Raw genomic sequence first — 25,371 nt, 5'->3', positions numbered from 1 at the left:
CCGCGGCGGTATTACTTATTATAGCTATAGTTCTACATGAATTACAAAAGTAACATTTACTAGATCTTAATATTTTAGATCTATATTTTAATAAATAATGAGCTGTAATTAGTATGAATGATCCATTTAAAAGTGAGAACTATAAAAAAAATTTCGACTCCTTGATAGAAGCTATAAGGCTAGGAAATGCAGAGAAACAATATAACCAAACGTTAAGGAATTTATCCCATGCATTAGAAGGTTTTACAGATGAGGCAAAAGGTATAGCTGAGTTTGTTATATATACTGACTTGAACAATTATGTAGAACCGCCATTAGGTCTTTTTAAAACATTAATGAATAGAATTTTGGGAAAAAATTTCCCAACCAAGAACAGTAGTATAAGTAATTTTGTAAATGATGAGTTGTCAAGTTTCACTTTAGAAACAGCAGCTAAGTATACAAGAATTTTAAAAAAAATTGATATCTTAGAACAATTAGAAAAAGAATTAAGAAAAAATAATATTTTAAAAGACCCTTTAAATTTAGAGCAAAGTGAAAAGAGTCAAGGAAAAGATAGATCACACGAAGTGAGTTTGGAAGGTAGAAAGCAAAAGGAAGGTACTTTTGAGCTGCGAAAAGAAGAACAGCCAAAAGAAAAATTAGGTGGTAATCGCATGAGGCAAATAAAGCGGCCAACAACAGCACCTCCGGCTGCTCCAGATTCGAGGAAGGTACGCTTTAAATCAGAAATATCCTCAGGTGGAGAAAGCAAGACAAAGTCTACATCTTCTTTACTAAAAGGAGCTAGTAGTTTTAGCATGCCTGATGCTAAGGAAAATCTTTCTGAGGATTCAGGCTATGAAAGTCCATTGAGTGAATCGTCTGAATATGAAGAAATATCAAATTATCAAAGCAAAATTCCAACAGAAAATTCGCAGAGTTCAAACCCACCTAAAGAAGGGCCAATTTATGCAATAGTTTCTCAAGAACATATAGAAGCAAAAAGAGAACGTAAACGAAAACAACAGTCTAAACCTCTAATATTGCCAAAACCATCAATAGCACCGCCAATACCAGAAAAAATGTTTACCACTGGTCAAGAAGTTAGACAAAAACCGAAAGTGGTAGTCAAAGATAAACCTGCAGTACCGCCAAAGCCTAAAAATCTAGGCCAAAAAGTAAGTATAGAGCTAAAAGTAGTAGCAGCTGAAAGTAAACCTACAGTACCATTAAAATCTGAAAATCGAGGCCATAGGCAATCAGTACAAAAAGCTGCTGGTAAGGCGATACCAAAAGTAGCAGCTAATCGCGAGAGGGGCAGTAAAGTAAAGGCATTAAAAGAAAAAATTGAGCAAAATCAAGCAAAAGAAAATGCAAATGTGCAGCTTGCTGAAAACAAAACCACTCCAGCAGTACAAGCAGATATCAGTGTGAAGAAAAAACAATAGACTTCTTTCAAAATTGTTAGAGGGAGTGTAAGATGAAGTATTTGAAAGCATGAAATATAAGGAAATAGAAAAGTTAGAAGGAGAAAAGTTTCGACGTTTAACAGGGGTAAAAAAAGCAACATTTGAGCGAATGGTAGAAATTCTAGAAGTGGAGGATAAAAGAAAAAAAGCTAGAAGTGGAAGAAAAAGTAAACTTTGCATAGAAGACAGGCTACTTATGGCACTGGAATATATAAGAGAATATCGTACATATTTTCATATTGGGCAAAGCTATGGCATGAGTGAAAGTAACAGTTTTAAAATAATAAGATAGGTAGAAGACATATTAATAAAACATCCAGATTTTGCATTACCAGGAAAAAAAGAGCTATTAAAGAGTGATGTAGAATATGAAGTTTTAGTAATAGACGGAACTGAAACGCCAGTAGAGAGACCAAAAAAAAGCAAAAGCCCTTCTACTCTGGAAAGAAAAAAAGGCATACTATAAAAACACAAATAGTAACAGAGAAGAAGAGTAAAAAAGTCATATGCACATCTTTCTCGAATGGTAGAAAACACGATTTTCGGATGTTTAGAGAATCAAAGGTAGCAATATTACCGGACACCAAAATCTTAGCTGATGCCGGCTACAGGGGAATGCAGAAGATACACAAAAATGTTGTATTACCGCACAGGAAAATGAAAAAGAATCCGTTAAGCAAAGAACAAAAAAAAGAGAACAGGGCACTTATGAGCCAAAGGGCAATTGTTGAAAACGTAATTGGCTTATTGAAAAGGTTTAAAATCATCTCGGACAGGTATAGAAACCGACGAAAACGTTTTGGTTTAAGGTTTAATTTGATTGCTGCAATTCACAATTTTGAGCTCCATACATGAATTTTGAAAGAAGTCTAATGTCGACACTGCCTAGACTTTATACCTTTTATGCTCAAATTCACATAAATCATGAATTATACACGTCTCACACGAAGGTTTTTGTGCCTTGCAAACATATCTACCATGTAAAACTAGCCAATGATGAGCATAAAGTAGGTATTTTTTTGGAACTACATTCAAAAGAGATTGTTCTGTTTTAAACACATCTTTTTCTTTCACAAGTCCAACTCTATTGCTCACCCTAAAAACGTGAGTATCAACTGCCAATGTCGGAATGCCGAGTCCTGAATTTAAGAAGACGTTAGCACTCTTTCTCCCCACTCCAGGCAAGGACACCAAATCATCGAAATCAGTAGGTACTTTGCTGTTGTATCGTTCTACCAATATTTTACTAAGCCCAATTATATTTTTTGCTTTGGAATTATATAAACCAATACTGCTTATGTGTTTTCTCAGCTCGTTTTGCCCAAAGCTCAGCACCTTTTTCGGTTTATCAGCAATGTTAAATAGTTCTTTTGTAATTTTGTTAACACTTACATCAGTTGTCCGTGCTGATAAAACTATCGCGACTAGTAACGTAAAATGATTGGTATAATTTAGTTCTATTTTTGGCGTAGGGTTTGATTGCTGAAATCTTTCAAATATCAGTTCTACTTTTTTTGAATCCATGCATAGAGCTAAAAGTTTATACTATACTGTTTGCTGTGTAAGTTCAATCGCTTAAGGTCTAGATGGCTGTTCAGTGTTAACATCAGATACATTAGATTTACTTCATCGAAACTCCTCTCAGCAAATTCGCTTGCCACCTCTGCAAAACATAACTTCTACCACAACCAACTATTTTGAGCCTATATATTATTTTATTCGTCTTGTCAACAGTAAAAATCAGTTTAACTTTCTCTCTACTTTTCTCCTATGATTGTTGTCAATTAGAAATTTCATATTTTGTAAAATCTTTAAAAACCCAGTCATTTTTAAGAGTATAGAAAATAGTTGTGAGAAACTTCCTGGCAGTTGCAATAATAGCCTTAGCAGAACCACGCTTTTTTTTACATGCTCGTAAAAGCTGTTCAGATAAGCGTACAGCAATCCAAGTGCACTGTACTAAAGAAGTACGACCTATCACGTTTGTTCCAATTGTGCACTGCTGATTGGATTCGAGGTACAACTCCAAAATAAGCTGTGAGCTTTTCTGGATTACTAAAATCATTAATATCACCTATTGTTGCAATAAAAACAGCTGAGAAATTGCACCAATGCCTTTAATGCTGATGAGATTCAGGAAGCTGTTTAGCAAAAGCTATAATTTCCTTTTCAAGTTTTTTGAGACTTTCTCGAATGACTTCCAGATTACTGCTAATCACTTCAATCTCAACCTTTTCCAAGTAACTCCTATCATGTTTACCAAGAGAACGTTCAAATCCAGATTTGGTTGTAAGTACCTCCTTTTTAATCTTTATTCCATGGTAATTAAAAAGGCCATGCATTTTGCTGATTAAAGATACCCGCGATTTTACTAACTGATCTCTTGTTTTAAGAATAGAAGCTAACTGCTGGCATTGTTTGCTTTGCTTCAGGCAGCATATCTTTGCTTAGAAAAAAAGCAATAGCTCTTGCATCGTGCCTATCTGTTTTGTTCACAGAACGAAGAATAACTTCAAATTGCAAGGGAGCAACCACAACAACACGCTTAACGTAAGGTATCATAAAAAAAATAGCTATTACCTGTCGCCTCTAAGGCTATTTCATCTGTTTCTTGAAGATTTCTGATAAAATTATTCAAGTCTTTTAAGCGAAACGTTTGAATATACTCCGGTTTTCCTTCTTGCAAGTAACAAACAGTAAATCTATTAGTATAATGCCTATGTAACGCATAAATTTTCCCTCTTATTGAATACTCCAACATATCAGAGTACCGGTTGGTCCATTCTCCTATACGCGTCACCAAATTTTATGGGCCACACCGGTGGCAGAATCTGGGTAACGAGGTCTTCTTCCTATACTCCTAGAATTCGCAATGTTTAAATCATAATTAAGAACCCCAGTTGTCGCCAATTTTTATTTCTACTTCAAGTGGTATAGAAATTTCTATTGCATTTTCCATTATATTTTTCACAAGTTTTGCTGTTTCTTGCACTCTGCTCTCTTCCACTTCAACAAGCAATTCGTCATGAACTTGGAGGATTATTTTACCTACTTTCAATTGGTCAAAAAGCTGAATCGTCGCACGTTTTATTATATCAGCGGCGGTGCCTTGCAGTGGTGCATTTATTGCTGCCCTTTCTGCAAATTGTCTTACATAAGGAATTGTATTGTTTATGTCTCTTACAAAGCATCTCCTGCCAAACAAAGTTTCTACATAACCATGCAATCTTGCGATAGACACTGCTTTTTCCATATAGACCTTTATTTCTGGGTAACAGGAAAAATAGTAATTAATGTATTCAGCAGCTTCCGCAATGGTAATTCCAAGCCGTTTTGCAAGACCAAATGGGCTAATGCCATATATAATTCCAAAATTAATGGATTTTGCTTTGCGTCTTAATTGCTCATCTATTTCTTGCACTCCAAAAACTTGCCTAGCGGTGATATCGTGAATATCTTGTTCGTTTGCAAAAGCTTCTTTAAATGCTGCAACGTTTGCAACGTGTGCCAGGAGTCTTAACTCTATTTGTGAATAGTCAGCAGAAATTATCTTATGCCCTTTTGGCGCAATAAATGCTTGTCTGATGAGATTTCCCTCTTCGCTTCTGATAGGAATATTCTGTAAATTAGGATTGCTGGAGCTCAGCCTTCCAGTTGCAGTTGCAGTCGTTGAAAAGCTTGTGTGTATTCTACCATCAAGTGGATCAACTTGCTTTATTAATGCATCAGTGTAGGTGCCTTTTAATTTACTTAAATGTCGCCAATTTAGAATTTTACTTGCGATTTCTACCCCTTCTTCTTCGAGTGCCTCTAGAACTTCATAATTGGTGCTATACGATCCAGATTTTTTTGACTTTTTCTTTTTATTAAGCCCCATTTTGTTGAATAAAACATCACTTAATTGTTTTGGCGAAGCAATATTAAATCTTTCTCCTGCCAAATTATATATCTCATCTTCAAGCACGGCAATTACCTGCTGAAATTTATCGGACAGCTCCTGTAATTTTTGTATGTTCAGTAATATCCCATTTTTCTCCATATCAAATATTACTTTCATAAGTGGCTTATCGAAGCGCTCGTAAATTGTGAGCAATTTTTCCTGAAATAACCTTTGCTTTAGCTTTTCATGAATTGCTATTAAAGTTTTTGCCGAGAAAATTTCTGCATTTTCACTCAAATTATGTGCAACTATGTTTGGAATACTGTGATCATGCTTTCCTGTATCCAAGCTATACGACATTATCATCAAATCATCAACTGAATCTAGCATCTTCTCTACTGTAGGGAAGATTTTCCTGATCTCTTTAATGTTATGTATTATTTTAAGCACTCCATTTGAGAGCAAAGTTAAGTTAATTATAATGAGTGCATCTTGTATGCTGTCTTGCTCTATATAAAAAATATTACTTTCGCTATAAGATAGACTTAATACATTGTTTTCAAGGTGGTAATGAATTGCAATTTTGCCTTCATATCTACAATGCTCCAAAAATTTCTCTAACTCTTCACTACTATATTCTATTTTCTCTTTTGTGCTAGACCCATTATAGGAAAAAAGCTTTTCCATTTTACCTATTAAAGAATTGAATTCATACTTCTTTAAAAAGGATAATAGTTTTTCCATATTTGGAGAATGGACTTCATATTTTGCAATATCATGTTGAAGGTCTACTTTTTCGCATAGTGATAAAAGTTCTCTTGAAATTAGTGCTTTTTCCTTATGTTCGGTAAGAATATTACGAATCCTCGTTTGCTCGATGTTATCAATGTTCTCTATAATATTATTCAATGAATCAAATTCATCTAGTAATTTAGCTGCAGTCTTCGGACCTATTCCCGGAACGCCTGGAATGTTATCGGATGCATCACCAGTTAGAGAAAATAAATCAAGAAGCTTGTGTGAGTTTACACCAAATTTTTCTACTATTTGTTTTTCATCTATATATATATTTTTAATGGGGTCGAATATTAAAATATTGTGGTTCAAGAGTTGAAACAAATCTTTATCTGATGAAACGACTACCACTTTAAAGTCTTGGTGGTTGGCATATTTTGCAGCTAGTGTTGCGATTATGTCATCTGCTTCATAACCTTCAATTTCTTCATAGCTGAGGTTAAAAGCTTCTACCGCTTCCCTCAGTATGGTGAACTGTGGAGTTAGATCCTCAGGAGGCGTTACTCTGTTCGCTTTGTACTCAGGATATAAATTGTGCCTAAAATTCTTTTTCCCTGCATCAAATGCTATAGTTAAGTAGTCTGAATGAGCAATGTACTTAAGAACCATATTCAGAAAGCCATATACGCCACCTATTGGCATTCCTGTTGTGGTAATTAAGTGAGGTAGTACATAGTAAGCTCTGAAAAGAAAACCATAGCCATCGATGATTGTGAAAGTTTTTTCTTTCATTGTAGATATTTATGCGTGCTTTTGATGGTCCACTATTTAGCTGCGAAAATCAAGTTTTTGTTTTTGAGTGTTGTAAGAGATTTTGCCGAAAATAGCATTCATGCATGGTTATACCAATTCCCATTAGACTTCTTGCATAACCATATAACATTGGGAATAGAAACGAAAAACTTGCTTGACAAACTCCGCCAGCGCCCTTATCATGACAGTGAAGCTATTTATTTATCTTCTCTGTACAGATTAAATGACAAAAAAACTCACGTATCTGGCGTCTCATGTTTAATTTTTTGCACTATGTGCACTCTATGTCTTTATCAAATTTCTAGGTTTTCAAGCTGAAATACGCTTATAAAGCATTTAAAACATTAAAAAACGCCAACTTAAAAAATGGATAGTGAATAACTAGCTACCTTAGGGTTTCTTTTGCCTTTTTTTCTGTTTAGTAAATTTCCTAACGTTTATAATTTAGATTAGTTGCGGTTTAAAAGCAGCTGAGTCGCGGTTATTAAGCGTTTAGAATAAAAAAACGCCATACTTGAAAGTATAATGTAAGTAATTAGCCAACCACGGGGTTTCTTTTGCCTTTTTTTTCATTTGGTAAATTTCTTAAGTATTTACAGCTAAAAGAGCCCAAAAGAGGTGTCATTCCAGTGCTCCTTTTTTTGTCATCCCAGTGTCAAGCACTGGGATGACACCATTCTTTTTCCTGGATTCCAGTGTCAGCTACTTGCATGACATCATAGGGGCGCTGGCCTGACAACCGTCATCCCGCTACGTGTTAGCGGGATCTGCTGTGGCGGCATAAACTCAAATCATTTCAAATTTCAATCCAAAGAGGTATCATTATGTCAAATAACTTCAATTTTAAAGAATTTTTTCACCATTACGAAGCAAATAGTACGTCAGATGATATACAACGGTACTGTATACTGTGGAAATCAGTAATAGCGCAGGCAACGATTGATGCAACAAGTAACTGTAAAAAAACAGAAAGCTTGGTGGAAAAACGTAAAGCGATTTCTTGGTTGTCAGACTTTAGTCAAGATTTTGTGCACACATGTATATTGGCTGATTGTGATCCGGTATACGTAAAAAACAAAATACAACCAATTTTAAAAAGCCTTACTAGATAAAGCCTTTTCAATGAGGTTTACTCCTTTTACCGAAAAAAATATAATTCAATCTCCTATCTATAGTTGCCTCTATATCTTTGATTAATAGCTGCTTTATTATGTTTATTTTTCGCTTTGCATCTTGAGCTTGACGCTCACTGTTACCACTGTTATTGCTGTAATTATTCTTATTACTATAACTACTGCCACTTGGTTTACTACTGTTACTGAACTCACTACCCTTTTTTCTTCTTGTGATTATGAACATAAGTATCCATATTATCTTTTCCTTTAAAAAGGACTTCCAGCCTGTGCTAAGGAACAACTTATAGAGAAAATGCGGAGTAAGGAATGCTACTAACACTCGAATAGAAATTCCATAACCGAGATCTTCCCTATTTTCATAATACAATTTGCAATATTGAAACAAATGGTAAAACGCATTTTTTAAAGAGCCAAATTCTACAGCATACCAAAAGCCATTGGTGAGAAACATGAGCATAATGCTGGATGTATAAAGATACATTGTGAAGAGAAACAGTTTCACAGTTATATCTTTTAGACTACCTAATATATAATTTAATAATCTTAATCTATAGAAAAGTGATATCATTTTACACCCACTTCAACATGGCTGGGGTGGAAGGATTCGAACCTTCGCGTGGCGGTATCAAAAACCGCTGCCTTACCACTTGGCTACACCCCAATACTATTTACATCAATAACACTATTAGCCCAATTAGTAAAAGATTTATTTGCTTTTTCTATGGGCATCACAGCAATAGCTGGCTGATCATAAGAATGCATTGCTTCAATTTTTTCTACAATTTTATCAACTTGATCATTTTTGCTTTTCATAATTGCTACTACTTCACAACTATTACTAATTTTACCTTCCCATAAATACAGAGAATTCACTTCGGGAAATATATTTACACATACAATTAATTTCTCGTTTAACAATTCTTCAGAAACAGTTTTAGCTTCTTCAAAATTTGAAAAAGTTGTATAAACCAAAACTAAATTATTCATTAGTAGCTACATAAATGCATTGCTATTATACTCTACCGAGATTTATTCATCAAGAGAAAATAGATTGGATTTTTCTGTTATTCCAGCACTCTCTTCTGTCATCCCAGTGCCCAGACATACATCTGTACAAACATTGTGATTTGTAGGTAATTTGCGTAGCAGGCGGTGTCATTCCAGTGTCAGCTACTCGGATGACACCATTTGTTGTAAACTCACTTTTACTCTATGGTCTTGCCGCTATCCTGAACAGACAATGGCGTCAACTTAAGGACACATTTTAGACTTCTTTGTTGAAATAAAACAGCAACAAAAGTGCTATTTATTGCAGCTTTTGGGTAATTTAATGGTAAAAATTTTAGAGAGAAATTTTATACACTATCACCGATATTTTCCCTTAAGTTGACGCCATTGGCTGAACGGATACGGCTGACTAATAAACCCTCTTTTCTGGAGCTATGAAATCAATCTCATCGCTCAGAGTTTTTTCAGCAACTTTCTTGTAATCAATTTTTACATTGATCTGCCCTTTCTTTTCTTCAAGCCACGCTATAGTGTGCTTCATCCAATTTTTGTCATCACGCTCAGGGAAATCTTCACGAGCATGGGCACCTCTACTCTCCTCTCGATTGGCTGCGCATTCCATGGTAATAACCGCCTGTGGGATCATATTAGCAAGCTCCAGTGCTTCAACTAAATCACTGTTCCACATCATACTGCGATCCTCAATTGCAATATCAGGCATCATTTTTGCTACCTTTTTTATAGCTTTTTTACCTTCTTCTAAAACTTCAGCAACACGGAAAACTGATGCGTATTTTTGCATAGTGTTCTGCATTTCACCGCGTATTTTTGCTACTTTTAGCCCACCGGAAGCAAATCGCATTTTATTAAACCTATCTACTATCCAGTCTGTGCAGTCTGAATGCAATTTTTTATGTGGTGTACCGGATTTTAGCTTCTCTTTTGCTCTGAGCGCTGCAGCTCTACCAAAAACCACAAGATCAAGAAGCGAGTTAGAGCCAAGTCGATTTGCACCGTGCACAGAGACACACGCAGCTTCTCCAATTGCAAATAGTCCATCTACCACTTCTTCCTTACCTTGCTTCAGCGTGATCACTTCTCCATAATAATTGGTTGGAATGCCACCCATGTTATAGTGAACAGTCGGAATGACCGGTATTGGATCTTTAGTGACATCAACTCCAGCAAAAGTTCTTGCGGTTTCGCTAATACCCGGCAATCTGAGTTTTATTACTTCCGGATCAAGATGTGCTATAGTTAAATACATGTAATCTTTTTTCGGTCCAACTCCCCTTCCCTCTCTAATTTCAATTGTTATTGCGCGACTTACCACATCACGAGAAGCTAAATCTTTTGCTTTTGGTGCGTAACGTTCCATAAACTTTTCGCCCTGAGAATTAACGAGATATCCCCCTTCGCCACGGCACCCTTCTGTCATCAAGCACCCTGAGCCATATATTCCTGTTGGATGAAATTGTACAAATTCCATATCTTCAAGTGGTAATCCAGCCCTTACTACCATGCCGTTACCATCACCTGTGCAGGTATGCGCACTTGTTGCAGAGAAATAAACACGTCCATATCCACCTGTTGCTAGCACCACCCTATGCGCGCGAAATCTATGTAATGTGCCGTCGCATAGCGACCAAGCAAGAACTCCGCAGCATGTTTCGCTATCCATAATTAAATCAATCACAAAGTATTCAACAAAAAATTCAGCGTTGAATTTAAGACACTGCTGATATAGAGTGTGAAGGATTGCGTGCCCAGTTTTATCTGCTGCCGCACAAGTGCGCTGCGCTGATTTTCCTTTACCAAAGTGAGTTGTCATTCCACCAAAAGAGCGCTGGTATATTTTGCCATCTTCTGTACGAGAAAAAGGTACGCCAAAATTTTCAAGTTCAATAACAGCTTTAGCAGCGTTTTTACACATATATTCTATTGCATCTTGATCACCAAGCCAGTCTGAACCTTTTATTGTGTCATATGCATGCCAGCGCCAATCGTCTTCACCGATATTACCTAAAGCTGCACTAATTCCACCTTGTGCTGCAACTGTATGACTTCGCGTAGGGAAAATTTTAGAAATGCAGGCAACTGAAAAATTAGTTGCAGCCATCCCAAGCGTTGCTCTGAGCCCTGCTCCACCTGCACCTACTACTACCACATCATACTCATGTTCTATGATCTCATACGCTGACTTATCCATATTTGCTTATTTTATCATTACAGGCTTATGATATCACAGAAGTAGAAAAAATCTATACAAGTTTTCTATAGCTATGCCGCCGTGGCGCTGCTTGTTAGCGGGATCTCTTGTTAGCGGCTGAGATACCGCGAATGAATCGCGGTATGACGTAGGACTGCTGTCATTCCGGTGCTCCTTTTTTTGTCATCCCAGTGCTTGACACTGGGATCCAGGAATTTTATTAAGTTGGTAAGCATAAAAGTAGCCGTTTTATGCTAAAATACAACATTTTGATGATTATGGAAATGCTGGATCCCAGTGTCAAGCACTGGGATGACACCATAGGGGCAATGGAATGACATCATGTGGTATACAAATTTCCTCCGAATTACAACGTACGTGCACTCTATATGCACTTAATGCTCTCTTATTAGAATCTCAAGAATCTGCACTATATTTAATGCTGCACCTTTGCGCAGATTATCAGCCACTATCCACATATTTAATCCGTGTTCAACAGTATTGTCTCTTCTAATACGCGATACATATACAGCATTCTCCTGTACAACATCAATTTGAGTGATGTATTCACTGTCTTCACGCCTGTTGTACACTAAAACTCCACTATCTTCGGCTTCACTTAGCACTTCACGAGCTTGTTCTTCAGTGATATGTTGATCAAATTCTACATTTACTGCCATAGCGTGACCGATAAAGACGGGTACCCTTACACAAGTTGCAGTAACTTTTATATCTTCCTCTAAAATTTTTTTTGTCTCCTCTTGCATTTTCCATTCCTCTTCAGTAGAACCATTTTCCATGAATTTCCCTATATGGGGAATGCAATTAAACGCTATTTGCTTAGGGAATATCTCGGGTTTTTTAGCTTCGTTCATAAAGATTTTTTTTGTCTGATTATAAAGTTCATCCATTGCTGCTTTGCCTGCACCAGAAGTTGATTGATAAGTTGAAGCAACGATTCTCTTTATTTTTGCTTTCTGGTGTAATAGATGTAGTACTAGCAGCATCTGTATTGTAGTACAGTTTGGATTGGATATTATGTTGTGGTTTTTATATTCCATAATTTTTTCCTTATTAATTTCTGGAATAATGAGCGGCACACCCTCTTTCATTCTAAAATGGGAAGTGTTATCTATTACGATGCACCCAGCCTTAATTGCAGTCGGTACGTGTTTCTCAGAAACATGAGATCCGGCACAGAAAATGGCTACATTAGTTCCAACGAAGTCATAATCTTCAAGGCATAAAACTGTTAACTCTTTGTCACCAAAACTCACCTTCTTTCCTTCTGATTTTTTCGATGCAAGTGCAATAACAGAATCTATCGCCTCATCTTGAAGCTCAGCAAGCGTGCTTAATATCTCACGCCCTACTCTTCCGGTTGCTCCAATAACAGCAATTTTGTATCTCATATAGATGAACCTCTAATTTCAAAGTTCTATTATATTTTTACTGACAAAATTTACAATTATTTTAATATTTTTACCTTGCAATTAATTGTAATTTATCTATTATTATGCAATATTAGTAATATTACATAATAAAATGAAGGTTAAACCTGCAATGTCTACACCTCAAGAGCCTGAAAAAACCAGTGGATCAAAGGCCCAAAGCGTTCTTTCGAATAAAAGAAAGTCAGCAATAAATTTTGATGATAAAAAGTATGGTGTAAAAACCCCTAAAATAGACCAACAGTCCCCAAATAAAGCTTCAAAGCTAAGAAATTTCTTAAGGTCAACACCAATAATAGGAAGATTTTTAGCAAGGATTTTCACATCTGAAAAAGTAGAAGTCGTCAGTAACCCTATAATGGAAGCATATGAAAAATCGCAAGCAGGTTACTCCAGTAAGATAAAAGATGAGACTAGTATAGATGATGAACATGCAAAAGAAGTAGATAGTAAACTTGAGAAGGGTAATGCTGAACAAGTGGACAACAAGAAAAGTCGTGGTTCATAAATATCAATCATTTAAAAATTATCTCTAGCTATAACATTTGCTATACAGAAACTCTGCGATACCAAAATAAATAAATGGGTATGCCACTTGCAGTGAATAAGCTTGCGATCAGCAAGGTATTCACAGAAGTTTCAAATATTACCCAGCAGCAAAAGGTTGTTGCTATACTGCCAATTAAAAGCTTGTAATAATTTCTCTTCTTTATGATAACCTTTAGAAAAGCAAGACTGCATGCAAGGTAGACAAACAAAAATGAAACTACAGAAAAGTCGATGATTGATGTGATCTGCTTAGCAAAATTGTTGCTTGAAGTAAGAATTAGTAAAATTGAAGTTCCAACTGAGCTGATTGTTATGCCCCAAAAAGGAGAGCCAAGCTTGTTTCTTTTAGCAAAGAACTGTGGCATAAGTTTATCTTCTGCAAGGCCAAGGGCCACTTGTCCACTAGCTAGTACCCAAGCATTTAAACTGCCAACACAAACAATAAAAGCAACAATAGAAATGATCAAATGCCAATTCCCAGGAAACATAATTTTTACTGCGTCAACGTACGGTGCTTTTGAATTAGCTAGATCATTTCCGTTGATCAACCCCATGATTGAAAGGCTATTAATAAAATATATGACAGCAACAAAGATTGTGCCAAGTACTATGGCTCTTGGAATTGTCTTGCTTGGATTTTTAACTGCCCCTGCGGATGCTGTTGCTGATTCAAGTCCAATAAAACACCAGAGAGTGAGTAATGTAGAGCGAGCAAGAATTTGAGACATCGTAAGGCTTGATGTTTCCTCACTTGTAATAAAATTATTTCTATCAAAGAAAAATAGTGCTGCTATGGGTATTGCAAGCAGTGCAGTAATTTTGACAATCATCAATAAAAGCTCAACACATCCAGCAGTAGTGACACCTCTTAAATTTATTAGTGTAATGATCGTAAATAATAGTATTTCTAAAAATAAGCGTATATTTTGAATATCTCCATGAAAAAGCGAAGTAAGATAGCCAATACTTGCAACGATTACTGCTGTCGTGCTAACCCATGAAATCACCCAATATGTCCAACCAACAAAGAAAGCTGCAGCAGGGCCAAAAGCATGCTTTACATAGACGTGAGGGCCACCGATTTCTGGAAATTTTGCGCAGAGTGAGGCAAAAACCAAAGCAAGAGATATAGCACCAAGCCCTGATATTATCCAGCTTATAAGACTATAAGCGCCATATGGAGCAAGGCTAATTGGAAGCATAAAAATTCCAGAGCCAATTTGGCTGCTAATCACTAAGGCAAAAATAGCCCAAAAACCTATTTTGTTTGACACAATAATTTCTATCTGAATAGATTAATAATATGGCTTAAATTGGAAAACTTCAACGAATAAGTAACTTAACTCGTGTATACAAAAGTTAAATGTGACCTTACCCAGAAAAAGTAGAGAGAAAGTTAAGACGTTTTTGTCATGAGAATAAATTGTGCAGGAATGCAATAGTTAATAGTAGAATATCTACGTTGTTTGTTATAAAAGATTTCTATGTATTCAAATATGGCAGTTCTGGTTTATTGAGCGAGAAGTATCAATAAGCAGCTTCCTTTTGAGTGAACTTTTCTGCAACAGAGTTATCGTAACAACATCCCTTATGGCTCATGCTGGAAATGATGTTTTTTGTATTCAATAGAAATTGGTAATTTTGAGAGGTATACTGTGACCCTTGATCGCTATGTAACAGTAGATTTTTATCGGGTTTTCGCTTATTAACAGCCATCAATAAAGAGTCAATAACCAATTTTTATTTATTGAGCTACTCATTAACACCATACGTGAAAATTATTGCTGCCAACAGCCTTCCTTAGTTTTTATATAAGTAAACCCAAACTTTATTTGGCTGATCAGTGGTGAATTTTTGATCCAATATGTTCGGAGCCACAACTCGGTTGCTTATTTGCTGTTTTTTATTTTTGAACCTTCGTCTAAGCTTGGCTTTAATGCCATCTTCTTGCATAACACTTTGTACTGTTTTAATTTTTGCCTAAAGCTTTTAATTCAGCGTGAATTTTAGGGATCTGCATTTAGATGATTTTTTTGAATATCTGCTAGAAGCTCTTCTCTTGCTAGTTCTTTATTACTTGTTTTCTTAGCAACCCATACCACCAGCAGAAAACCCTACATAGTTCCTGTATTTTATAGCAATTTCTATATAAAAGAATACTTTACTCTTTTTGTTTGGCCAGGGCTTTTTTTAAAATGTCTCTTTCTCTTGTTACTCTTGCTAGTTCTTTTTTTAGATCAAATCTTTCTTTGTCATAAGGAGCCTTTGCCTGGAAATGCGTATGCTTCTGACATTTTTCCATCATATTTTCTTACCCATTTACTTAACATACTGCCATCTATACCTAGATCTTTTGCTATTTTTGTACTTCTGTTTCTTTAACCAGCTTCTAATTTAAATTCTGCTGTATATTCTCTTCTATTTATCATATTACACCTCTTTGAAAAAACGTTTTATTTTACTCCAAAAACGTCTTAACTTTCTCTCTACTTTTTCTGGGTAAAGTCAGTCTAACTCCCATATATCCGGAGTAATTCTTGTGCATTAGCCTTTATTAGAGTAGGGCATTTTCTGTCATTTAATAGGGAACGCAATATTTCAGTTGCACCTTTAATGTCGTTATTATGTATCTTTACTACAGCAATAGCTTCTTGGCTTGAATAAGGATACACTGTGCTTGATTCTAAATTATCAATTTTATCTTTATTTATTTTTTCACCGTTGGAGTGAAGTAAGCTCATTACTTCTAAATATTGTGCTAACTCACGCAAAACATTAGGAGCATCTTTATCATCTGCCAAATCATTATAAATAGATGCTGTGTCTGTTGGCATTGAATCTGAGATATGATTGAATGCGCGTTCAAAATTTGTTAAATACTCCCAATTTGAATCTATTTCTTCTAGCAGCGGCTTATTATCTTTTTTTAAGAATAATACTTCGTAAAACTTGTCACCTGCAGTTATAGATTGTTTTGTGTTATCAATGTTGCGCAATAAGTATAGTGTAATGCCAACTAACATTGGCGCAAGTGCAAGCAGAAAGATGTATTTTTTCATGGTAATATTCCAAATAGTTATATATTTATACATTAATGCTTTTGATTTGCAAAAACATATTGACATAGTGATTATATCACATAATAATGTTCTCAAAGTTGTTTGAATAGTTGGAGATTAAAATATTTCTAAAGTAGAAATAAAGACAGCAGTATTAAGCTAAATTATTTTTTGTCGGATTTATCCGATGTACCCTCAACCTTTTATAGGTTGAAGTCTAAATTTGAGAGTTTGATCCTGGCTCAGAATGAACGCTGGCGGCAGGCCTAACACATGCAAGTCGAACGGAGTTATATTGTAGCTTGCTATAGTATAACTTAGTGGCAGACGGGTGAGTAATGTATAGGAATCTACCTAGTAGTACGGAATAATTGTTGGAAACGGCAACTAATACCGTATACGCCCTACGGGGGAAAAATTTATTGCTATTAGATGAGCCTATATTAGATTAGCTAGTTGGTGGAGTAATAGCCTACCAAGGCAATGATCTATAGCTGATCTGAGAGGATGATCAGCCACACTGGAACTGAGATACGGTCCAGACTCCTACGGGAGGCAGCAGTGGGGAATATTGGACAATGGGCGAAAGCCTGATCCAGCCATGCCGCATGAGTGAAGAAGGCCTTTGGGTTGTAAAGCTCTTTTAGTGAGGAAGATAATGACGGTACTCACAGAAGAAGTCCTGGCTAACTCCGTGCCAGCAGCCGCGGTAATACGGAGAGGGCTAGCGTTATTCGGAATCATTGGGCGTAAAGGGCGCGTAGGCGGATTAGTAAGTTAAAAGTGAAATCCCAAGGCTCAACCTTGGAATTGCTTTTAAAACTGCTAGTCTAGAGATTGAAAGAGGATAGAGGAATTCCTAGTGTAGAGGTGAAATTCGTAAATATTAGGAGGAACACCAGTGGCGAAGGCGTCTATCTGGTTCAAATCTGACGCTGAGGCGCGAAGGCGTGGGGAGCAAACAGGATTAGATACCCTGGTAGTCCACGCTGTAAACGATGAATGTTAAATATGGGAAGTTTACTTTCTGTATTACAGCTAACGCGTTAAACATTCCGCCTGGGGACTACGGTCGCAAGATTAAAACTCAAAGGAATTGACGGGGACCCGCACAAGCGGTGGAGCATGTGGTTTAATTCGATGCAACGCGAAAAACCTTACCACTCCTTGACATGGAAATTATACCTATTCGAAGGGATAGGGTCGGTTCGGCCGGGTTTCACACAGGTGTTGCATGGCTGTCGTCAGCTCGTGTCGTGAGATGTTGGGTTAAGTCCCGCAACGAGCGCAACCCTCATCCTTAGTTACCATCAGGTAATGCTGGGGACTTTAAGGAAACTGCCAGTGATAAACTGGAGGAAGGTGGGGATGATGTCAAGTCATCATGGCCCTTATGGAGTGGGCTACACACGTGCTACAATGGTGGCTACAATGGGCTGCAAAGTCGCAAGGCTAAGCCAATCCCTTAAAAGTCATCTCAGTTCGAATTGTACTCTGCAACTCGAGTGCATGAAGTTGGAATCGCTAGTAATCGTGGATCAGCACGCCACGGTGAATACGTTCTCGGGTCTTGTACACACTGCCCGTCACGCCATGGGAATTGGTTTCACTCGAAGCTAACGACCTAACCGCAAGGAGGGAGTTATTTAAAGTGGGATCGGTGACTGGGGTGAAGTCGTAACAAGGTAGCAGTAGGGGAATCTGCAGCTGGATTACCTCCTTAGGCTTTGCACATAACTTACCATTTTTAATGATGGTGTTGTTGTGTGCTATACTGCTGTCTTTACTTCTACTTTATTTTAATTTCCCGATAACGGAATTTTATGAGTGATAGGCCTCTTTCTCCATATTTACAAATATATAAAGTACAAGTTACTAGTTTTTTCTCTATTATGCACAGATTGACTGGTATCTTGCTATTCCTTTTATTAATGATACTTTCTTGGTATTTCATATTACATGTTTATTTTCCTGAGTTACTTATAGTAAGGTACTTAAATGCATTATTATTCACTCCTGTTGCTAAATTAGCTTATGTCTTATGTTTTATAAGTTTTGTATATCATTTTCTTAATGGTATTCGTCATTTATTGTGGGATGCTGGGCTTAATTTAGAAATTACTGGCGTTTCAAGGAGTGCTATACTGCTGACAGTAACGCTACTTCTTTCTACTATGGCTTTTTTATTTATGTTTATATGAGTCAGTCTGGAAATTCAGTACATCATTGGTGGGTTCAGCGTGTTTCTGCAGTGATTTTGCTGCTTCTATTTCCTTGGTTCATCTATTCATTTTCTTGCGCATTTTATACTGATAGCTCTTTGTCTTTTAGTGGGAAATTTATTAATCACCCTTTAGAGCTTTTATTTTTTGTTGTATTGTTGTTTTGCATTTTTTGGCACGCAGTTCTTGGAATGCAGGTAGTGTGTGAAGATTATATACACAGCATACCTTTGAGGATTTTTACAATTACATGCATAAAGTACTTATCAAGCATTACTTATATAACCCTCGCTTTTACAATCTTTATCTTCTACAGGCATATTTTCTTGTAAAATCACCGGTTCTGTGTTAATATATTATTAGTGTACTAGTTTTATTATTGAACTATAGCATTATAGCGATTTTGGTTTAGCAATATGTTAGAGACATTGAAAAAGTGGGGAACGGACCTTACGCTAAAGGTGAAGGATCTATTTACTTCACCTGAATCTCAAGTTTACGTCAAAGATCTTAGAAAGGTAATGATGTATGATGGAAAGAAATGCCAGTATCCAAAAAATTATGATCAAATTGTACAGTCTGCTAAAATCATAGAAAACAGGGATATGCATGGAAATGCTATACTAGATAAAGATAAAAATCCAACCTATAAACTTTTGTATGGTCAAAAAGATGAGAATGGAGAACAACCAAGTTTCAGATTATCTTTAGTTACCAAAAATGAAGATAATGATAGATCTTATTTTACTATCAATTATATAGACAATCAGGGTAAGCAAATTCCGATAGATGAGTTGCATAAGTCATATTTTGAGCCATTAGGCTTTTCGAGAATGGATTTGAAAAAACACGTGCCAATTTTTGAAGCTGAAAAAACTAAGGATCCTCAATATCCGTTTGAATTAACTAACTCTTCTGTGCTAACTAAAGAGGTAAAAAATAAAGAAGGTAAAGTTCAGGAAGTTGTTGATGAAAAAGGAAGAAATGGAGAATTATTATACACTAGTGATTACAAGAAGCTAAGCACCCATTTTTCAGAAATTAGAGATCAGAATGGTAATCTAGAGCTAGATAAAAGTCTTATATCTGTTCCTATTATTTTCGTTGCAAGCTTGGCTAAAGTTTGTACTAAATTGTTGACTTCTCTTCCTGTAAAGTTAGGGGAGCATTTAATAAGCAAACAAAACCCAATTGCAAAGTCTTTTGGCTATCTTTTGTTCACCCCTGCGATGGCAGTGAAGAATTCAGTAAATATGGTAGCTACAATACTTAAGGCTCCAATTTTATTGTTTGTAGCAAATGAGAAAAAATATGGTGATGCTTACTTCACTATGTGGAAACACCAATTGAAAGGATGTTGGGAAGAAGCAAAAAGTGACTTTAATGTTATTAAAGGTGGAGAAAGAGAAGCAGAACAAAAAGAAAAGCGCCCTAATCTCGATACAATTATAGGTACGTGGGATGAGCTTGACGCTAGAAGGCCAGGTATTAAAAAAGGCTTGGAGAAGCCGTCAAATAAAAGTAGTGAAAGTATAGATAAATCTAGAGAACCAGGTGTTGGAAAAAGCTTAAATAATGAAAGCATAGCTGAGTCTAGAAAAAAGGCTATTGCTCAGGAGAAATTGAGCAACCATGCTGATAAAGTACTAAGCAAACGAAATTCATTGCAAGATGAAAGAATTCAATCATCTTCTCGCTAGTTAGCCATTACTCTGCTGAATATCTACTCTCTATCTTAACTATTCCACAACAAAAACTTGCATGCATTTTGCCCTCGGTATAAGATATTAATTATTTAATTAATATCTTAACTAAATGCGTCCTGTAATATTGTGTGGTGGTAGTGGCAGTAGACTTTGGCCTTTATCTAAGCCAAAGCAATTTCAGAAAATATTTAGTCAGAACACTATGTTTCACAACACTTTGTTGAGGCTAAAAAGTGATTATATGCCACCCATAATTACCACGAATATACAGTATGAATCATTAGTGATGAAAGAGTTACATGCGCTACAAGAATATAAAGTGATTTTCGAACCAGTAAAAATTGGAACAGCAGCGGCAATATTAATTGCTGCGCTTCTCTGTAATGAAAACGAAATAATGTTAATTCTGCCTTCAGACCATTTTATAGGTGATTTGGATAGTTTTTATACTTCTGTTGAGAAAGCATCTAAGCTAGCCTCTGAAACTAACTCTATAGTCACTTTTGGGGTTAAGCCTCATGAATTCAATTCTGAATACGGTTATATAAATGCAGTTTATGATCAGAAAGAAAAATATCATATAGTGAAAGATTTCACAGAAAAACCCGTGCATGAATTAGATAATAATCATTATTGGAACTCTGGAATATTTGTGTTTAAAGCAAAACGCTACATAGATGAGATCAAAAAATCTGCCCCGAATCTTTACAATTCATGTTTTAAACATTTCACACCGCAAGAGAGATTTCTATATTTAAAACAACGAGATTTTGCAGGAATTAAAGACATATCCATTGATTACTTGGTGATGGAGAAAGCAAAAAACGTTGCAATGATAGAAGCTAATTTCGATTGGTTGGATGTTGGAACTTGGAATTCAGTTTTAGAATTGAGTGAGAAGTTTAGTAAAGAACCGGTGTCATTTCAGCATGTGATTAGAGAAAAAGAACCAGTTTCAACGACAGAAAGTAATAAAAATTTATTGGGTGGAGCTTGTAAGCAACCAAACAAAAGTCTAATTTCATTTATTCATAAAGTTAAGAAAGTAAAGGCAATAAGAAAAGAAGTTAAACCATGGGGATTTTGTAGTATAATTTTAATGAGCGAAAATTTTCTTGTAAAATATCTTTTTATAAATCCATTAAGCTGCACTTCTAAGCAATTCCATCACTATAGAGATGAATACCATATAGTGCTATCAGAAGTTGGGTATGTTAGTTTAGAAGACAAAGAATATGCTATAGTAAAAGACCATATGATAGAAATCCCAAGGGAAGTTTCCCATAGGATTGAAAATAGAAGCACAAGCTTTCCACTTGAAATAGTTGAATTTCAGATAGGAGAGCATTTATCTGATAATGATATAGTGAGGTTGGATGATGTATATGGAAGATTTTGAAATTCTAATGTTAAGGTCATAACTGTACGAACATTGTGATTTGAGGGCAAATCTCTACCAGGGAAGGGTGTCATCCCAGTGCTTCGACACTGGGATCCAGCTTTCATGCAACCTCATCAAAAACGTTTATTCAGCATAAGATCAGCTGCTTTCTACGCTCACCAAATCAGTTTACTTATTTGCAAGCAAAAATTTCCTGGATGCCAGTGTCAAGCACTGGCATGACACCATTTACTGTATGAATTACCTTAACAAAAACAAATGTTCGTATAGCTGTGTGTTAAGGTATTGAATATATTCTATAAGCCTGCTAAATTTAAGGAAGCAAAAATCTCTAGTTTTTAAATAAAGAAAAGTCTACAATTATACGAAGTTTCAAAAATATAATGTCTAACCTCAAAATATTTTGTAATGTCCATTGCCTTTGAAATTACTATGGCTGCTTGCTATTTGCGAGCGAAAAATGCCAGATTTTGCTCTATAATGACTTTGTTCTCTATTATCGGCATTGCCCTTGGAGTTGCAACACTAATAGTGGTGATGTCTGTGATGAACGGATTCAGAGCAAAGTTGCTTGACTCAATACTTGGCATTGATGGCCATATTAACGTTTATTTTGATAGGAACATAAATTCAGATTACTACGCAGTTTCAAAATCTATTGAGAGAATTCCTGGTATATTAAAAGCTACTCCTATGACCAATGATCAAGTCATTATTGCAGCAAATGGTAAAATTGCAGGTAGCGTAGTGCGAGGTGTGTCAACTAAAGACTTGCTTGATAGTACTGCCGTTACAAATAATGTAATTATAGGTGATGTAACAAAATTTGATGAAGGGATAATAATAGGAGCACGATTGGCAGAAGCTTTGAACATTGACTATGGCGACGAAATTACGTTTATATCATCTGAAGAATTTGATGTATTACTTGGTGAAATGCCGCGAATGAAAAAATATAAAGTTATAGCAATATTTGATATGGGTATGTTTGAGTATGATAATACCTTGATATATATGCCTCTAAAATCAGCACAAGCCTTTTTTAATTATGAAAATAGCATAAAAAATATAGAAGTACTTGTAGACGACGTTACTAGAGCTGATAAGCTGGCAGATGCTATAGAAAAAGAAATAGGAATGGAAGCTGAAAGTTGGCAATCACAGCAAAGCCATTATTTTAGTGCTTTAAAAACTGAAAGAAATGTGATGTTTTTAATTCTTACTTTGATTATAGTTGTAGCAGCGTTTAATATTATCTCAAATTTAATGATGATAGTGCAAGAAAAGAAATCCGCGATTGCAATTATGCGTACATTTGGTGCAACAAGTGGAAGCATTATGCGCATATTTTGTGCTTGTGGTCTATTAATCGGTTTTACGGGAACTTGTCTTGGCTGTATTATAGGTGTCGTTTTTTCTCTCAATATCGAAAGCATTAGAGTGTTTTTAGAAAACATTACTAACGTCAAGCTGTTTGATCCTATGATATACTTTTTTTCAAGTTTACCAATGATATTAGTTCCTCAAGATGTAGTGAACATTTCTGCACTTGCATTATTCTTATCATTTTTAGCGACAATTGCTCCTGCATTACAGGCAGCTGCACAAGATCCTGCAGAGATATTACGTTATGAATGATACTCAGCAAAAGTACATAGGTTGGTTCTTAATTGTATTGTTATTTACCGGTTACATCACAATAAATAACATAATCTTTTTAAAAATAAATCAGCAAGAGAGTGAAAATAATGTGAAAACTTTAATGGAAGGCATGGATGAGCTTAGAATGTTACTTGAAGTTAATCAATCTAGAACGGAAAAAAGGATATTTGACTTAAAGAGAAGTCAGCATACTCAGTGTGAGCAAGGTGATAATAATTCAAGATGTAAGAACCTTGCAAAATTGCTGTTACTTGTGATTAAAACGAAGAATTCGTTATTGCGAGAAGCAAAATTTGATAACCATATAAATTCAATAAAGCCTTTGATATCAGAGCTTGATGATCCAGAGATAGAAAATGCAGTAGATGAATTAGAAAATTTGAAAGAGATAAATACCTTACACGAATTGAAGTTATCTTTTGAAAAAACTATTGATATTATCGATTACAACAAAAGTACATTGTCTAAAAAAATCATTTCAAACTGGATAAAGATAAACGATCGGAATGATCCGTTAAGAGTAAAATTTGCGGAAATTGAGGAGTCAATAAATGATAATGATTGGCAAAGTATAGCTACTACAGTAAAAGATTTAACGCATTCAGAGTTCAAACCATGGCTGAATAAATTGAATGGTCTTATTGTAGCTTCTAAGAATATTTCAACAATATATCATCACTTATTACAATATATCTCATGATTTATTTTATAATTTTCGCTCTTTCGTTTTTATTTGGCATATGGGTCAAGGTAAGTGGTGAAGTAATAAAATTAGAATTAGGCAATTACATTATAAGTATTGATCTATATTTCATTATTTTTACTTGTGTAGTTTTATTATTTTTGTTAATTGCACTTGCACGCTTTTTTTCTTCCATTTCATCAACATTTGCCAACATAAGAAATAGAAGAAGGGATAGGGAAGAATTGCTTCTCTTTGAAGTTTTCTTTAGCATAGACTTAGACAATATAGAGAACGCCCAAAAGGTAGTTAAAAGTCTAAATGAGAAGAGCGATAGGTTATCTTTAATAAAGCTCTTTAACTCAGGTAAGACGGGAAATTACAGCTTTTTCAGTAACGGTTTAACAAACGTTGCAAATAAAAATCGTAACTTAGCTCTACTTCTGGCCAATAAGCTGATCGTTTACCTCAAACAAGAAAAAGTAGTCTTTCAAAAATTTATAGAATATTGCTCTAGTTCAATTAACGATAAAATGCTATCTATTCCCTTTCAAATAGAGCATTGCATATTGAAAGAAGATTGGATTAATGCAATTTTGAGGTTGAAGGAAGCAGTTAAGTTCAATATTTTTCTTCCCTTTGACCATAAAGAAATGTTTGCAGTTTTTTATTGTGCTTTGGCAAAACAATATGAAAGTAAAGGGGATTTTAAAGGGGCTATAAAGTCTTTATTCAGAGCACAAAGTTATTATGCAACCTTTCGGCCCATCAATTATTTAAAGGCAGAATTATATATTAAACTTGGAAAAATCAGAAAAGCTTCTGCAGTGCTAGAAGCAGAGTATACAGTAAATCCTACTCCTCAGTCAGCTAAAATGTACATCAATTTGAATAGTAAAGGTGCTGAAAGACTATACAACTTACGCCCTGATTATTATTTTAGTTACTGTTTACTTGCTCTGTCCTCAATGAGTTCAGGTAAATATGATCTTGCAAGTCAATATTTAGACACTGCTATGAAAAAAGCTAATTACATGTCAATCTACTTTATTGTAATACAGCTCAAGGTTACATTGCAAGAACACGACAAGGTAATTTATTGGCTAAACAAGATGGGCTCAGAAGCTTTGCCTGATCCAGGCTGGAAGTGTAAAAGTTGTAACAGAGAACTAAAGCAATGGGATCATAAATGTTCAAATTGCAATAGTTTTAATTGTGTTTATTATATATTATAAGGCTCCACAAAGTGTGATGATAATAATATATGGAAAATTACCATCAAAGACCTCTATTGAACAATTTTTGGAGTAGATCTCTTAATATAACCCTTATTTCAAAATAATAAACCTGCAAGTTTTTTAGTTAGACTTGGTTCTAATGTCAAAAAAACTTGCTTTTAGACACTA

Annotated in this window: 18 protein-coding genes, 1 tRNA gene, 1 rRNA gene and 3 pseudogenes; 12 read left to right on the top strand and 11 right to left on the bottom strand. The window is 35.5% G+C overall.

The genetic code is table 11. From position 1 onward, the window contains the following. The first annotated feature begins 113 nt into the window (after positions 1–113). Positions 114–1,430: a hypothetical protein gene (locus AABM58_RS04515; RefSeq protein ID WP_338406491.1), complete on the top strand. Its 1,317-nt coding sequence runs from the start codon at positions 114–116 to the stop codon at positions 1,428–1,430. Positions 1,431–1,479: 49 nt separating this feature from the next. Continuing rightward, positions 1,480–2,306: pseudogene (locus AABM58_RS04510) on the top strand (IS5 family transposase). A gap of 30 nt (positions 2,307–2,336) precedes the next feature. Here the strand turns inward: AABM58_RS04510 and nth are convergent. The 3 genes and pseudogenes from nth to polA all read right to left on the bottom strand — a co-directional run bounded on the left by nth (position 2,337) and on the right by polA (position 6,858). Then, positions 2,337–2,975, bottom strand: a complete 639-nt coding sequence (nth, locus tag AABM58_RS04505; RefSeq protein WP_338406490.1) for an endonuclease III — start codon at positions 2,973–2,975, stop codon at positions 2,337–2,339. Between the two features lie 256 nt (positions 2,976–3,231). After that, positions 3,232–4,212, bottom strand: a pseudogene (locus tag AABM58_RS04500) (IS110 family RNA-guided transposase). 126 nt (positions 4,213–4,338) lie between these two features. Next, positions 4,339–6,858, bottom strand: a complete 2,520-nt coding sequence (polA, locus tag AABM58_RS04495; RefSeq protein WP_338406489.1) for a DNA polymerase I — start codon at positions 6,856–6,858, stop codon at positions 4,339–4,341. 845 nt (positions 6,859–7,703) lie between these two features. Here polA and AABM58_RS04490 point away from each other — a divergent pair. Further along, the gene (locus AABM58_RS04490) at positions 7,704–7,991 is read left to right on the top strand and encodes a hypothetical protein (protein ID WP_338406488.1); all 288 of its coding nucleotides are present in this window, start codon (positions 7,704–7,706) and stop codon (positions 7,989–7,991) included. 7 nt (positions 7,992–7,998) lie between these two features. On the opposite strand, the gene AABM58_RS04485 is transcribed toward AABM58_RS04490, so the two are convergent. From AABM58_RS04485 to AABM58_RS04465, 5 genes are all read right to left on the bottom strand, one after another. Then, on the bottom strand, positions 7,999–8,466 hold the full coding sequence (locus AABM58_RS04485) for a hypothetical protein (protein ID WP_338406487.1): 468 nt from the start codon (positions 8,464–8,466) through the stop codon (positions 7,999–8,001). Positions 8,467–8,601: 135 nt separating this feature from the next. After that, positions 8,602–8,676: transfer RNA gene (locus AABM58_RS04480), tRNA-Gln, on the bottom strand. Then, the gene (gene cutA / locus AABM58_RS04475; RefSeq protein ID WP_338406486.1) at positions 8,667–9,002 is read right to left on the bottom strand and encodes a divalent-cation tolerance protein CutA; all 336 of its coding nucleotides are present in this window, start codon (positions 9,000–9,002) and stop codon (positions 8,667–8,669) included. Before cutA ends, AABM58_RS04480 begins: the two co-directional genes overlap by 10 nt. Positions 9,003–9,432: 430 nt before the next feature. After that, a complete protein-coding gene (gene sdhA / locus AABM58_RS04470; protein WP_338406485.1) occupies positions 9,433–11,232 on the bottom strand; it encodes a succinate dehydrogenase flavoprotein subunit in 1,800 nt (599 codons plus the stop codon). A 395-nt stretch (positions 11,233–11,627) separates the two neighbouring features. Further along, entirely contained in the window at positions 11,628–12,644 is a 1,017-nt protein-coding gene (locus AABM58_RS04465) for an aspartate-semialdehyde dehydrogenase (RefSeq protein ID WP_338406484.1), read from the bottom strand. Between the two features lie 133 nt (positions 12,645–12,777). Between AABM58_RS04465 and AABM58_RS04460 the strand changes: the two genes are divergently transcribed. Further along, the gene (locus AABM58_RS04460) at positions 12,778–13,191 is read left to right on the top strand and encodes a hypothetical protein (RefSeq protein WP_338406483.1); all 414 of its coding nucleotides are present in this window, start codon (positions 12,778–12,780) and stop codon (positions 13,189–13,191) included. A 40-nt stretch (positions 13,192–13,231) separates the two neighbouring features. On the opposite strand, the gene AABM58_RS04455 is transcribed toward AABM58_RS04460, so the two are convergent. The 3 genes and pseudogenes from AABM58_RS04455 to AABM58_RS04440 form a co-directional block, all read right to left on the bottom strand. After that, the gene (locus AABM58_RS04455) at positions 13,232–14,506 is read right to left on the bottom strand and encodes an APC family permease (protein WP_338406482.1); all 1,275 of its coding nucleotides are present in this window, start codon (positions 14,504–14,506) and stop codon (positions 13,232–13,234) included. A gap of 122 nt (positions 14,507–14,628) precedes the next feature. Next, positions 14,629–15,661 (bottom strand): annotated as a pseudogene (locus tag AABM58_RS07930) (IS3 family transposase). 81 nt (positions 15,662–15,742) lie between these two features. Continuing rightward, complete coding sequence (locus AABM58_RS04440; protein ID WP_338406479.1) at positions 15,743–16,324, bottom strand: hypothetical protein; 582 nt, start codon at positions 16,322–16,324, stop codon at positions 15,743–15,745. Between the two features lie 186 nt (positions 16,325–16,510). Between AABM58_RS04440 and AABM58_RS04435 the strand changes: the two genes are divergently transcribed. The 8 genes from AABM58_RS04435 (at position 16,511) to AABM58_RS04400 (ending at position 25,200) form a co-directional block, all read left to right on the top strand. Then, a 16S ribosomal RNA gene (locus AABM58_RS04435) occupies positions 16,511–18,014 on the top strand. A 100-nt stretch (positions 18,015–18,114) separates the two neighbouring features. After that, on the top strand, positions 18,115–18,492 hold the full coding sequence (gene sdhC, locus AABM58_RS04430) for a succinate dehydrogenase, cytochrome b556 subunit (protein WP_338406478.1): 378 nt from the start codon (positions 18,115–18,117) through the stop codon (positions 18,490–18,492). Continuing rightward, a complete protein-coding gene (gene sdhD / locus AABM58_RS04425) occupies positions 18,489–18,845 on the top strand; it encodes a succinate dehydrogenase, hydrophobic membrane anchor protein (RefSeq protein WP_338406477.1) in 357 nt (118 codons plus the stop codon). Before sdhC ends, sdhD begins: the two co-directional genes overlap by 4 nt. An 84-nt stretch (positions 18,846–18,929) precedes the next feature. After that, on the top strand, positions 18,930–20,213 hold the full coding sequence (locus AABM58_RS04420; RefSeq protein WP_338406476.1) for a hypothetical protein: 1,284 nt from the start codon (positions 18,930–18,932) through the stop codon (positions 20,211–20,213). Positions 20,214–20,328: 115 nt separating this feature from the next. Continuing rightward, the gene (locus AABM58_RS04415) at positions 20,329–21,618 is read left to right on the top strand and encodes a sugar phosphate nucleotidyltransferase (RefSeq protein ID WP_338406475.1); all 1,290 of its coding nucleotides are present in this window, start codon (positions 20,329–20,331) and stop codon (positions 21,616–21,618) included. A gap of 411 nt (positions 21,619–22,029) precedes the next feature. Next, positions 22,030–23,259, top strand: a complete 1,230-nt coding sequence (locus tag AABM58_RS04410) for a lipoprotein-releasing ABC transporter permease subunit (RefSeq protein ID WP_338406474.1) — start codon at positions 22,030–22,032, stop codon at positions 23,257–23,259. Beyond that, positions 23,252–23,983: a hypothetical protein gene (locus AABM58_RS04405; RefSeq protein WP_338406473.1), complete on the top strand. Its 732-nt coding sequence runs from the start codon at positions 23,252–23,254 to the stop codon at positions 23,981–23,983. Before AABM58_RS04410 ends, AABM58_RS04405 begins: the two co-directional genes overlap by 8 nt. After that, the gene (locus AABM58_RS04400) at positions 23,980–25,200 is read left to right on the top strand and encodes a heme biosynthesis protein HemY (RefSeq protein WP_338406472.1); all 1,221 of its coding nucleotides are present in this window, start codon (positions 23,980–23,982) and stop codon (positions 25,198–25,200) included. Before AABM58_RS04405 ends, AABM58_RS04400 begins: the two co-directional genes overlap by 4 nt. Positions 25,201–25,371 lie beyond the last annotated feature (171 nt).

The sequence above is a fragment of the Wolbachia endosymbiont (group A) of Longitarsus flavicornis genome (genome assembly GCF_963931955.1).
Classification (GTDB): domain Bacteria; phylum Pseudomonadota; class Alphaproteobacteria; order Rickettsiales; family Anaplasmataceae; genus Wolbachia.
This window is presented reverse-complemented; position numbering and strand designations above follow the sequence as displayed.